We start from the raw sequence: 13,304 nt of genomic DNA on the forward strand, positions 1-13,304 counted from the left end.
CCTGGCCCGACTCGCCACCCGGGCGGCACGTCGAGGGGGCGCGCAGGATCGCTAGGCGTCCCGGCGACGCACCACGACCATGGCCGTGGTCCCGAGCACGAGCAGGATCGCGACGAGCGTCCCGACCCTGGCGAGGTCCACGCCCGTGCCGGGCAGCGCACCGTCGGGTGCCGCACGCTCACAGCCCGCGGCGAGCGCCACCTCGGCGGGCGTGAGGGCCGTGATCAGCGCCTGGTGGACGGCCGTCCCGCCGCCCATGCCGCCGCCCGTCGGCGACCAGGTGTTGACGACCTCGACGGGCTCGCAGACGTCCGGCCCCACAGGGAGTGCGAACTCGACCGACCCCGGGAGGGCCGTGGCCGGGTCGGTGAGCGTGCTCTCGCCGGCTACGACGACCTGGACCGTGTCCGCACCACCCGCGTCCGTCTCCGCCACGACGCAGGTGGCGCCTTGCGGCAGGCCCTCGTACACCGCGACCCAGTCGTCGGCGGCCGAGAGCGTGCGCGTGGGCCCGCCGGGGACCACGACGCCGACCGGGACGCCGTCGACGGCGTGGGTGCACGCGAGCGAGACGGTGAAGACGTCACCCTGGTGCTCGGCGGCGTCGGCACCGGCCAGCGTCTTGACGACGCGGACCTCGCCGACGTCGAACGTGTTCGTCACGCTCACGGTGCCGGCGTCGAGCGCCGGGACGACGACAGCGCCCGCCTCGCCTTCCCCCACGGCGGAGACCGCCGTGGTGGTCGCGCCTCCCGTCGCCGTCTCGGTGACCTCGCACCGCGCGCCGACCGGCAGACCGTCGTAGGTCACGGGGGCGCCGGGCACGAGCTCGCGCACGGCACCGCCGGGGACGTCGACCTCCTGGTCGTCGAAGGTGCACGCGAGCGACACCTCGAACGGTCCGGCGCCGTACAGCGTGGCCCCGGCGCCGTCGACGACCTTGTCGACCACGAGCGACCCGAGGTCGAACGTGTTCGTCGCGACGACGCCCACCGTGGTGGGCGCCCCCTGGGCGTCGACAGGAGGCACGACGACGTCGGCCGACGGACCGTCGGTCTCGATGGCCCCGCCACCGTCGACCGTGACCGTCATGCTCGACGCGGACGCGCCACCGTCCTGGGTCTCGGTGACCTTGCAGGCCGCACCGACAGGCAGGTCGTCGTAGACGACGGGCGTCCCCGGTACGAGGGTGCGTGTGGGCCCGCCCGGAATCGAGAGCGCCTGGCCGTCGACCGTGCAGCTGAGCGTCACGGTGAACGGGCCGGCGCCGTAGAGATCGGCTCCCTCGCCGTCGACGACCTTGTCCACCGTGACGGCACCCACGTCGAACGTGTTGACCGCCGTGACGATCACGGCGGTCCCTGCAGCGACCGTCACCGGGCTGGGGTCGATCGTGGTCGAGGTCGCGCCGCCGTCGTCGGGCTCCGTCACGTCGCAGACCGCGCCCGCAGGCAGGTTCGCGATCTGAGCCTCGAGGGGAGCCCCGGCGCCGAGCACGACGGTGTCGTCGTAGACGACGCGTGGCGCGCCCGGCCCCGGGCCGTCGTCGTCGAACGTGCAGCGCACCGCGAGGGTGAACGGCCCGGCCCCGTAGGTGGGCGCCCCCTGACCCTCGACGACCTTGAGAAGGTCGAGCCCCCCGACGTCGAAGGCGTTGGTGAGCACGACGTCGTTGGTGCTCGCGCCCTCGTCGGTGTCAGCGGCCAGCGTGAGCGTCGTGGACGCCCCGGGCGTGCTCACGGGCGGACTCGCCTGCTGCGTCACCGTGATGGTGACGGACGAGGCGTTGCCCGTCCCGGTCTCCTCGACCGTGCAGACGGCACCCACAGGAAGCCCGTCGAGCTCGACCGTCTGGTCGTCCTCGATCTCGACCACCATCGGGTCGTCGGGTCCGTACCCGGTCGCGTAGACCGGCTCGCCCAGGAACGTGCAGTCGACCGTGACCTCGAACGGGCCGAAGGGAACCGGCTGCCCGTCCTGGTCGACGGCGTCCGTCACGACGTCCTTGGACACCTCGATGCTCGCGAGGTCGTAGCGGTTGACCGCCGTGATCGTGTTCACGGTCGGTGCCTCACCGATCGTGACGGACCCGACGATCAGCTCGGTCTGACCGTTCGAGCCGTCCTCCGTGAGGGTGCACACGGACCCGTACGGCAGGTTGGGCACCGTGACCGGGGTGTCGCGGGCCACGGTGATGGGTATCGGGTCCAGCACGGTCTCCACAGGAGTCCCGGGCGCAGAGGTGCACCGGACGAAGAGGTCGAACGTGTCGGGGGCGTTGACGGCCCCTGCTCCGGCGACCCGCTTGATCACCTGGAGCGACCCCGTCGCGGTCGCGACCCCCACCTTGGTGCCCTCGGTGGGCAGGAGGTTCAGGTCGCCCTGTGGCGAGACCACGACGGCCGACGCCGCGGCCGAGTTCCAGGCGATCGACCGGTCGCCTGCGTCCGGAGGAACGGCCGGGGTCAGAGTCGTCCCCTCGATCGCGATGTACTCCCCCGGCTGGAACTCGTCGTCCGCGGGGAACTGGACGACGAACTTCAGCGCCCTGACCGTCGCGAGCAGCGCGGGGTCCTCGGTGCCGTCGAGCCGCACCCAGCCCGTCACGGGGTCGTCGGTGGGGCAGACCGGTTCGGCCATAGGGTCGGTGAGGTCGTCCATGCAGTAGTCGTCCGACGTCGTGTAGTAGACCGAGCCCACGCTCCCCTCGGGCGCGTTGACGAGCTCGGGGGGTGGGTCGACCGTCAGGATCGGAGTCCACTGCGAGCCCCGCGAGGACGAGGACGAGGATCCCGTGTCCCCGACCGACGGCAGGCGGTCGTACACCACGACCTTGTCCATCGGCAGGTTGCCGACGTTGTCGATGCGAATGTGCCACGTCTGGGCGTGCCCCGGTGCGATGACCGGCGTGCACGGGTAGGCGTAGAGGCCCGTCGGGAGCGGCGTGCACTCGACCGGCGGGCCGTTGTACGCGGGGTCCACGATGACGTCGAGCGCGTCGTCGTTCGTCGCCCGTACGAGCTTGGACTGCGCGAGGACGCCCGCGGGGATCGGTGTCACGTCGGCGTCCGCCTCGCACGCGCCCGTCTGCTCGGCGAGCCGAGCCTGGCACTGGTCCCACGGACGGTCGGCGGTGACGCCCGCTGTGTTCGACACGAGGGTCTGTGGGGCGAGCCCCACGCGGAACTGCACCAGGACAGTGACCGTGTACGTCTGACCGACGCCGAGCACGGTGCCCTCGGGAAAGCTGAACCGCAGGCCGAGGAGGTCCCCGGTCCGGGTGACCGTCACGTCGGCCGGGTCGACGGGAAGCGGGTCCCCCTCGGCCGGGGCCAACGGCGGCCCGGTGAGCAGGTACGAGTACGGTTCGGGCGTGGCCGCCAGCCGGAGCTGCGCCCCCTCGGAGTCGGTCGGCATCGGGGAGTCCTCGACGACGAGCTCGCTGATCGCACGGTTGCCGGTGTTGGTCACGGCGATGCTCATCGGGAAGGTCGCGTCGGGGGCCTGCGTGCCCCCGGTGACGACGCGGTCGAACGTCTTCACCACCTGCACCCCGTTGGTCGCGTGGACGTAGACGAGCTCCGCCGCCTGGTCGTCGGTCGACGAGACGGGCACCGTCAGACCGCTCTCGGGGTCGACGACGAGGTCGGCCCCCGTCACGGTGCCGTCCACGGTGTTGGTCGCGACACCCGGGGCACTCTCGCCCGGGGCCGGCGCGTTGGCTTCGAGGTCCGTCAGGACCGGCCCGCCCGTGCGCATCTCCTCCCGGCGCTCGACCGAGACAGGCACGGTCTGGGTCGGGTTCGCGGGGTTCTCCCAGATCGACCCGTCGGTCCGGCTGAACGTGAACCGCAGGCCCTGCACGTCGCCCGGCGCCACGCCGTCGGGGAGCGCGAACGTGGCCGTCTCGTCACCCAGGACCCACGAGCCGCCGTTCACGACGACGCCGCCGGCTCCCGCGACGAACTCGCCCCCGGTGAAGGCGTCCACGCGCACCTGCTGGACGGGCGCCGTCAGAGCGGCACCCGCGAAGCCGTCGAAGTCGTACTGGTTCCAGAACCGTGGGTCGTCGTCGACGAGCACCATCTCGACCGCGCGCGACGGCCCGAGAGGCTGCCCTCTGAGCGTCATCGTCACCGGGCCCGTACCCGGCTCGACGATCTGCGCCGGGTCGAAGGTCTTGCCGACGTCGAGAGCGATCCCCGCGTCCTGCAGGACCATGCTCGCGTCGTCGTACGCGAGCCGGACGTCCTGGTCAGTGCCACCCGGGTCCGCGATGGTCGCTACCGCGCCGTCCGGCACCGGGCTGTACCCGGCGACCGTGACGGGCGTCAGGGTGTAGCGGTCGTTCTCGCGCAGCTGCAGCGTAAGGTTCATGCTGCCGGACGCGCCGGACGCCACGAGGCCGTCGAACGACGTCACGACACCGACGACGTCGGCCAGGTCGCTCGTCGTGAGCGCCTCCGCCTCGGCCTCGGTGAAGCTCGCGGTCGAGCCCCCCAGGTAGGTGAGCGTGATCGTCGTCGTCTGCGTACCCTCCGGCGGATCCAAGGTGATCGCCCGCAGCGTGAACGCGTCGAAGGGCTTGGTCCCGGGCACCGTCTGCACGTCGCCCGAGGTCGCGACGCCCGGCTCGACCAGCCGCAGCTGGCTCACCTTGGCGGCCGAGGCGTTGGTCCCCGCGATGGTCACGTCGGTCGTCGGGTAGAACCGCGCCGGGGTGTCCGACGGCGGGACCGAGACGGGACCGCCGGTCCAGTCCTTGGCGACGGTCACGTTGAGGGGCTGGTCGATGATCAGCACGTCGGCGCCGTCGGTGTCGGTGTACTGGTCGCCCTCGAAGGTGCCGGTCGCCCGCACCGTGTCGAGGACGATCCCGGGGTCCGTCGTGTTGTAGAGCGCGCCGTGGGTCGACCCCAGCACCGGGGCGCTCGGGTCGGAGCGCTTGACGTCCCGCACCTGGAAGGTCAGGTCGAGGTGGCGACCGTCCGCGAGCGTCGAGCGCGCCACGCCGTCGCCGGGCTGCGGCGCCGTCGGGTCTCCCGTCGTGGTGCGGTCGGGCGACTCCTGGTAGGTCAAGCGCACTGACGTCGCCGACGCCCGCTCGTCGGGAGTGAGCGTGTACCCCGGGAAGGACCCGACGCACGGGCACGGGTCGCCGCTCGCGGGGACCCACGCGCCGCCGACGAAGAGCTCGACGCCGGTCACCTGGTCGTAGGGGATCAGCGGGTCGGTCGCAGCATCGATCGCCTCGATCCGCACGAGGTCGAACGCGTCGTAGAACGAGCTCGCGATCGGGGTGCTCTGCGGGTCGGCCACGTCCGAGATCACCATCGGGTCCACGCCCGAGAAGCCGTTGGTCGACCAGGTGATCTGCGCCGTGACCTGGTCGTCCGAACGAGCGAGGACGCTGGGCGGGGTCCCGCCGAGGAAGTCCTTGGTGACGAACTCGAGCGCGCCCGGCCCGTCCACGGGGAAGGGGTCGACCGAGGCGCAGCCTTGCGCGGGGGGCGTCGGGGCGACCGTGCCCGACGACGCGCTCGACGCGCCGCAGTTCTCGATCGGGGTGTCACGGTCGGCCGGACCCGTGTACTCGGCCGTGAAGTTGGGCTGGAACTGCGTCCCGGGCGGGAAGCCGTCGCCGGTCGAGTCGTAGACGAACCGGACGCCTCCGGCACCTGCGGGAAGGTCGCAGCTCACGGTCGCCGGTCCGGTGTACGGCCCACAGCCGGGTGCGGGCACCCAGCCGCTCCCGTTCCAGTAGCTGACCGTCAGGGTCGACCCCGCGGGCACGTCGGTCGTGCGCACCGAGGACGCGGTGAAGTTCGACCAGAACTCGCCGGGGTTCGCCGGGTCGACCGGGTCCTGGACGACGACCTGGTCCGCGTTCGTCGTCGAGCCGTCGGGTCCGAACGGCTGGAGCTGGGTCGGGAGCTGCACGATCACGGACTGCCCCGGCACCGCGGGGATGGTCGAGGGCGACATGATCTTGTCGGTGTCGGTCGCCAGGCGGTCGACCAGGGTCACGAGGTCGGCGGGGGCCGTGGCGGGCTCCGCGCTCGGCACGGTGGCCTCGATGGTGTTGGTGTGCGTGACGTCGTCGGTCGTCTGGTCGGGGTCCGTGTCCGCGGTGAACGGGATCGAGGCCGCGGCGCCGGTCGCCAGGTCTCCCGTGAAGACCACGGTGAAGCCGACCACGACGCACCCGTCCGGTGGGTTCGGGAGCGTGTTCGGGGCGGTCGCGTCGACCTCGGGGGTCGAGCCGTCGAGGCACGTGAAGGTCACGGTCGCGCCGTTCGCCCCCGAGGGCCACTGCACGCCCGTGCCGTCCCCCGTCGGCCCGAAGCCGGTGAAGGTCAGCGGGTCGTCGCCCTCGAACGGGTTGTCGGTCCCGGGGGCGGGCTCGGTGATCGTCAGGGAGCCGACGGCGGTCCCCGTGTTGGTGGCACCGATCGTGACGGTCGTGGGGTCGCCCGCGGCCACGGTGCTGGGCGAGAAGCTCTTGGACGCCGTCACGCCGTTGTCCGGCGGGGTGATGACGTACGTGTCGCTCGCCGTGGTGGCCGTGGACTGCCCGCCCGTGTGCGTGACGTACGACGACGCGTCGTTGGTGACCGTCGTCGCCTCCGCGAGGCCGTCGACCGCGTCGCTCTGCTGCACCTGCACGGGCACGCTCGCCGCCGCGCCCGGCTGGATGTCGCCGCTGAACGTGTAGCGCACACCCTGCACGGCCGCCGGGTCGACCGAGCCGTCGAGCGTCTCCCACGAGTCCCCGTCCCAGTACTGCGTGGTCACGGTGTCGGCGTTCGGGGGCATCGTGATCGTGCCCGTCGCCGAGTACTCCAGGTAGGTGAAGGGGTTGGGGGTCGCCGTAGGGTCGACCGGGTCCTGGATCACCAGGGTGTCGACCGGGTCGTTCGAGGTGTTCGTCGCGCCGACCGTCATGGTCGCCGGCGTCCCGGGGGCCGCGAGCGCCCCGGGCGGGTCGATCGACTTGGTCGTCGTCGAGGCGAGGACGAGCGGGACCTCGGGCGTGATCGCGTCGGAGGCCTGCTGCTGGGTCGCGTTGTCGGCCACGACGGTCGCGGTGTTGGTGATCGGCACACCGTTCTCGCTGTAGGGCAGGTCGGGGTCCACCCGTGCGGTGACGACGATCTGGGCCTGCGCCCCGTTCGACACCTCGGGGTTGGTGTAGGTGACCGTGCCGGTGTCTGTGTCGGCGTCGATCTCACCACCGGCCGGCCCGCTCTGGACCGACGCGGACACGAGCTCGAGACCGTCCGGGAGCTGGTCGGTGAGCACAGCGTTGGTGCACGGGTCCGCGTTGGGGTCGGAGCAGGAGACGGTGACGATCCACTGGACGGTGTCCCCCGGGGCGTACGGACCCGCGGAGACCTCCTGCTTGCTGATGCCCCAGTCGGCGGCGGCCGCCGGGATCGCGGGGACGAGGGCCAGCGGAAGCGCCAGCAGAAGGGCTCCGACGGCTGCCCAGGCCCGGCGGGCCCGCTCGGACCACTGCTGCCGGGCGCCGCCGATCCGGTGGTGCCTCGATCGCTCGTTCCCCATCCTCGTGCCTCCGCTCGTCCGCCAGAGCGACGCGCGTCCTCGAGCGTCGCCCCCGCCAGGTCGCCGTGCCCGGCGGGCCGTTCCGTCGCCCGGGTTCGTCGTCCTGCGGGCATCGCGGGTTCCGTTCCGCGACGTCCGCAGGGTCCGTGCCGGTCACCAGGGCGTCGGCCGGCACGGACCCTGACCGTCAGGGGGTGACGATCGCGAAGTCCTTGTCGCCCGGGTCCAGGAGCGCGGCGAGCCGGCCGAGCACGGAGGTGTCGCCGCTGAGCTCGATGCCCGCCTGGGCGAGCGTGCCCGGGGTGACGTGCCCGCTCGCCAGGACCGGCAGAGCGCCCTTGGTCCCGGTGAGCGTGACGTCGGCGGCCCCCTTCTGCGGGGCGGCGCTGTACGTGAGGACACCGTTGCGCAGCCACAGCCGGTAGCGCTCGTCGACGTCCGTCAGCACGACGTCGATCGTCGCCCTCTCGTCCCATGCGCGCGGCCCGTCGACCTGGATCGCCAGGGCGTCGAAGAGCATGGCCGGGGACAGCTGCGCGAGCATGTCCGACGAGGCCGCGACGGTCGGCGTACCGAACGGGCCGTCGCGCAGCTCGGTCGCGCCCGAGAGGTAGACACTGCGCCAGGTGCCGTTCTCCGACCCGTAGCCGAGCTGTTCGTAGGTGTCCGCGAGCAGCTCGCGCGCCCCGGTGTGATCAGGCTCGGCGAAGACGACGTGGTTCAGGATCTCCGCGACCCAGCGGTAGTCCCCCTCGTCGAAGGCCGCCTGCGCCGAGAGGACGACGGCGTCCGCGCCACCCCCGAGCGCGACGTAGCGCCTGCCTGCCTCGAGCGGGGTGTGCCGCCACAGGTTCGACGGGTTGCCGTCGTACCAGCCCATGTACCGCTGGTAGACGGCCTTGACGTTGTGGCTCACGGAACCGTAGTAGCCCCGTGCGTGCCAGGAGTTCTCGAGCGCGGGTGGCAGGACCATCTGCTCGGCGATCTCGGTGCCCGTCAGGCCCTTGTTCAGCATGCGGAGCGTCTGGTCGTGCAGGTACGCATAGAGGTCACGCTGGAGCGAGAGGTACTCGACGATCCGAGCGTTGCCCCAGGTGGGCCAGTGGTGCGACGCGAAGACGACCTCGGCCTCGCTGCCGAAGAGGTCGATCACCTCGGTGAGGTAGCCCGCCCACGCGTGCGGGTCGCGCACGACGGTGCCGCGCAGCGTCAGCAGGTTGTGCAGGTTGTGCGTCGCGTCCTCCGCGGCGCAGAGCGCTTTGTGGTCCGGGAACCAGACGAGCATCTCCGACGGCGCCTCGGTGTCGGGGGCCATCTGGAAGACCATCCGGACGCCGTCGACCGTCTTCTCCTCTCCGGTCGTGGTGATGTCGACCGTCGGGGGGATCAAGGTGATGGTGCCGGTCGACGTCGTCTGGCCGAGGCCGGCCCCGACCTGTCCCTGCGGACCGCGAGCGAGCGCAGCGCCGTACATGTACCCCGCGCGGCGGCCCATGGCCGTGCCGGCGTACACGTTCTCGGCGACAGCGTGCTCGGTGAACCCCTCGGGGGCGAGGACCGGGACACGACCGGAGTCGACGTCCTCCTGCGTCGTGACGCCCTTGACCCCGCCGAAGTGGTCGACGTGCGAGTGGGTGTAGACGACGCCCGAGACGGGACGGTCGCCGCGGTGCTCGCGGTACAGCGCGATCGCCGCAGCGGCCGTCTCGGCCGAGAGCAGGGGGTCCAGCACGACCACGCCCGTCTCGCCCTCGATGAAGGTGACGTTCGAGAGGTCGAAGCCGCGCACCTGGTAGATGCCCTCGACGACCTCGAACAGGCCCTGCGTGGCGACGAGCCGGGACTGGCGCCACAGGCTCGGGTTGACCGTGTCCGGGGCCTCGCCCTGGAGGAAGTCGTAGGTGTCGTTGTCCCAGACGACGCGGCCGTCCGCGGCGGTCACCGCGTTCGGTGTGCGTCGGCCGAGGAACCCGCGGGAGACGTCGTCGAAGTCCTGGGTGTCCTGGAAGGGCAGGCTGTCTCGCAAGACCTGCTGCTGCCGGACGATGGCGTGGGAGGCTGGCTTGGCTGGTGACATGTTGGCAGCATTCCAGCCACCCATGGACTGCGCACCCGCAACGGGCGAGGGGGTTCTCGACGCCCCGCCGACCGTCTCGGCACCCCGTGCGCGCACCTGCACGTCAGGGCGTCGACCACCCACCCGGAGGCGCGCTGCTCACTGCTCGGGCAGCCCCGGCACCTCGAGGCTCACGTCGGCGTACGGCGCGAGCAGCAGCGTCACGGTCGCCCAGCCGCGCGTGAGCAGCCCCGTGTCGGAGTCCGGCTCGGAGTGCCGCTCCGTCCCCGAGTACTGGAGGGACAGGTTGCGGTCGTCGTTCTCGCGGATGCGCGCCTGGACCAGCCCGAAGCTCGCCAGCGGCGCCTGACGCAGGCCCCGGAGGTCGGCGGGAGAGCGGTCGGGGACGTTGACGTTCACGACCCGGCGACCGAGCGGCGTGCGTCCCACCCACTCCACGACGTGGTCCGTCACGAGGCGCGCGGTCTCCCAGTGGCGGGGCTCGGCGGCGTCCATGGACACCGCGACCGACGCGATGCCGTGGGTCGTCGCGGACATGGCCGCGCCCACCGTCCCGGAGTGCAGGATCGCGTTGCCCGTGTTCGCGCCCTTGTTCACGCCCGACAGGACCAGGTCCGGCTTGGCGCCGAAGCCGCCGTACGCCGCGACGAAGGCGATGAGCGCGGGGGCGGCCCGCACGGCGAGGGACGTCACGCCGTCGGGCAGGCCCGGGGCCCTCCGGGGCTCGACGACCAGGCGGCCGTCCTCCTCGGCCCCCAGCAGGGCCGCGCTCGCGCCCGAGGACTCGCGCGCGGGTGCCGCGACCACGACCTCGTACCCCGCGTCGAGCGCCGCCCCGGCGAGCACCGCCAGGCCCGGGGAGTCGATCCCGTCGTCGTTCGTGATGAGTGCGCGCATCATGGCCTCCTTCTCGTCCGGTGCGGTCAGTGGGTCTCGCGCACCGTCACGCGGTGCGCGAAGCGTTCGATCTGGTCGCGGTGCCCCGTGCCCAGCCCGCGCCGGGTCACGTTGAGGGCTCCGGCCGCGGCACCCAGCCGCACGGCGTCGGGCAGGTCCATCCCCCGCGCGAGCCCGACGGCGATCCCCGCCGTCATCGAGTCGCCCGCCCCCCGATGGTCCACGGTCGTGACGGACGGGCTCTGCACGGTGTAGCTGCGCTCCCGCGTCACCAGGAGCGACGGCGCCTCGGCCCGGGAGACGATCACGGCGCGCGGCCCCGCGGCGACCATCTCGTCCGCGGCGGCGCGCAGCGACCGCTCGCTGTCGTCGGGCGCGAAGCCGCCCTCGACCATCTCCTCGTGGCTGATCTTCAGGACCGCGCCGGGCTCCTGCGCGACGGACTGGGCCTCGGCCCCCGACAGGTCCGCCACCACCTGGCGCTCGGCCGCGTGCAGGTCCTTGGTCAGCCGGCCGAAGAAGTCCGGCGGGACACCCACAGGGGTGCTCGACCCGGTGAGGATGGTGACCGCCGCGTCGAGCGCCGCGACGAGCACCGTGCCGTACAGGTCGTCGACCTCGTGCCGGTTGAGGAGGAAGGGCTCCATAGCGACGACCTCGGTACGGTCGCCGCTGCGCCGGTCGTGCACGAAAGCCCCGTTGGCGCCGGTCGAGGTCACGCGCAGGTCGAGGTTCTCGGCGCGGGCCAGGTGCGCGGCCACCGTCCCCGTCTCGCCGCCGAACGGCCCGCACACGATCGCGTGCGCACCGAGCGAGTACGCCATCCGCGCGAGCCACAACCCTTGGCCACCGGGGTGGACGTGGATCTCGGGCGACGTCTCGTGCGGCCCTGCGGGCTCGATCTCGATCGCCAGGAGGGGCGTGAGCGCGAGCACGCACACGGTCGGCTCGCGGGGGTCCGTCGTCATCGACCGAGCCTAGGGCGGGCGGTCAGCGGTCACCTGGCGAGGGGTGCCGCTCGGATGTGCGACTGGTCACACGCCGGCCCTCGGTCCTGCCGGCGGCGCTCACCGCGCCGACGCTCGCGGTGCCCGTCTCAGAGGCGACGCTCGCGACGGAAGAGCACGCGCGCCCACACATAGCCCGCGACCCCGATCACGACGGACCAGGCCACGGCCTGCACCGCGGTCGAGCCCGCGAGCCCCGCTCCCCCGGCGAGCAGCCCGCGCACGGTGTCGATGATGGGCGTGAAGGGCTGGTGCTCGGCGAACCAGCGCACGGCCGTCGGCATGGTCTCGACGGGCACGAACCCGCTGCCGAGGAAGGGCAGGAGCAGCAGGAGCATGGGCGTGTTGCTCGCGGTCTCGACGCTGCGGGCGTTGAGCCCCATGGCGACGCACAGCCAGTTGAGGCAGATCCCGAGCAGGACGAACAGGCCCAGGAGGGCAAGCCAGTCGAGCGCGTCGGCCTGGGGGCGGTAGCCCATGGCGATCGCGGCTCCGAGCACGAGGACCACGGCGATCAGGGCCTGCACGGCGAACCCGAGGACGTGCCCCGAGAGGATGGACCCGGGCGAGATCGCCATGGTCTTGAACCGGGACATGATGCCGCTCGCGGCGTCCATCGCGGCGCTCACTGCGACCGACGTCGCGCCCCCGACGACGGTGATGACCAGGAGCGTCGGCGTGATGTAGTCCAGGTAGGCGGCCCGACCGTCGGCGCCGGGCGTGATCCCGGGAGCCACGCCGGCACCGAACGCCCCGCCGAAGACGTAGACGAAGAGCAGCAGCATGACCATCGGGCCGCCGACGATGAAGACCGTCAGGCCCGGGTAGCGCACGGCGCGCAGCAGGCTGCGGCGCAGCATGGTCCCGACGTCGGCGACCGGACGGGGCCGGGCCGTGGTGGTGGGGGCGGTGGTGGCGATGGCAGTCATCGGACGTTCTCCTTGTCCTGTGTCGGACCGGCGGCGGCAGCGGCGTCGGTGCCGGCCTCCTCCTCGGTGGGCGGTTCGGTCAGTGCGAGGAAGACCTCGTCGAGCGAGCCCGCGTCGTGCACGGACTTGAGCTCGGCGGGCGTGCCCTCGGCGACGATGCGGCCGTCGTGGAGGACCGCGACGGAGTCGGCGAGCCGGTCCGCCTCCTCGAGGTACTGCGTGGTGAGCAGGATCGTGGTGCCGCCCTCGACGAGCGCGCGCACCTCGTCCCACAGGGTGCGTCGGCTGCGGGGGTCGAGACCCGTCGTCGGCTCGTCGAGGAAGACGACCGACGGCGTGCCGACGAGCGTCATCGCGAGGTCGAGCTTGCGCTTCATGCCCCCCGAGTAGGTGGCCACGGGCTTGCCCGCCGCCTCGGCGAGACCGAACTGCTCGAGCAGCCCGGTCGCGCGGCGACGTCCGGCGGACTTCCCGAGGTGGTTGAGGTCGGCCATGAGCCGCAGGTTCTCGGTGCCGGTGAGCAGCTCGTCGACGGCCGTGATCTGGCCGGTCACGCCGATCGAGGCACGGACGGCGTCCGGCTCGCGGGCGACGTCGTGGCCCGCGACGCGGACCGTGCCGGCGTCGGCGGCGAGCAGGGTCGACAGGACGCCCACGGTCGTCGTCTTGCCCGAGCCGTTGGGGCCGAGCAGCGCGGTGATCGTCCCGGCCGGGACGACGAGGTCGACGCCGTCGAGCACGAGCTGGGTGCCGGACTTCGAGCGGTAGGACTTGCGCAGGCCGGCGACCTCGATCGCGGGTCCGCGGACTGTGGTGGTCATGAGCTTC

6 protein-coding genes are annotated in these 13,304 nt (G+C 72.5%); all 6 read right to left on the reverse strand.

The window, feature by feature from the left end; genetic code table 11:
- Positions 1 to 51: 51 nt before the first annotated feature.
- The 6 genes from ACZDYF_RS07920 to ACZDYF_RS07945 all read right to left on the reverse strand — a co-directional run bounded on the left by ACZDYF_RS07920 (position 52) and on the right by ACZDYF_RS07945 (position 13,297).
- On the reverse strand, positions 52 to 7,566 hold the full coding sequence (locus ACZDYF_RS07920; protein WP_475055256.1) for a DUF5979 domain-containing protein: 7,515 nt from the start codon (positions 7,564 to 7,566) through the stop codon (positions 52 to 54).
- Positions 7,567 to 7,753: 187 nt separating this feature from the next.
- Positions 7,754 to 9,643 (reverse strand): alkyl/aryl-sulfatase, encoded by a 1,890-nt coding sequence (locus ACZDYF_RS07925; protein WP_475055257.1) that lies wholly within the window; start codon positions 9,641 to 9,643, stop codon positions 7,754 to 7,756.
- Positions 9,644 to 9,781: 138 nt separating this feature from the next.
- Positions 9,782 to 10,543 (reverse strand): 5'/3'-nucleotidase SurE, encoded by a 762-nt coding sequence (gene surE, locus ACZDYF_RS07930; RefSeq protein WP_475055258.1) that lies wholly within the window; start codon positions 10,541 to 10,543, stop codon positions 9,782 to 9,784.
- A 23-nt stretch (positions 10,544 to 10,566) separates the two neighbouring features.
- Positions 10,567 to 11,508 carry a 1-phosphofructokinase family hexose kinase gene (locus ACZDYF_RS07935; protein ID WP_475055259.1) on the reverse strand — a complete coding sequence of 314 codons (942 nt, stop codon included), beginning with the start codon at positions 11,506 to 11,508 and terminating at the stop codon, positions 10,567 to 10,569.
- 128 nt (positions 11,509 to 11,636) lie between these two features.
- Positions 11,637 to 12,476 carry an ABC transporter permease gene (locus ACZDYF_RS07940; protein ID WP_191789053.1) on the reverse strand — a complete coding sequence of 280 codons (840 nt, stop codon included), beginning with the start codon at positions 12,474 to 12,476 and terminating at the stop codon, positions 11,637 to 11,639.
- On the reverse strand, positions 12,473 to 13,297 hold the full coding sequence (locus tag ACZDYF_RS07945; RefSeq protein WP_475055260.1) for an ABC transporter ATP-binding protein: 825 nt from the start codon (positions 13,295 to 13,297) through the stop codon (positions 12,473 to 12,475). Before ACZDYF_RS07945 ends, ACZDYF_RS07940 begins: the two co-directional genes overlap by 4 nt.
- Positions 13,298 to 13,304 lie beyond the last annotated feature (7 nt).

This window comes from Oerskovia sp. PE-21s (assembly GCF_056158145.1).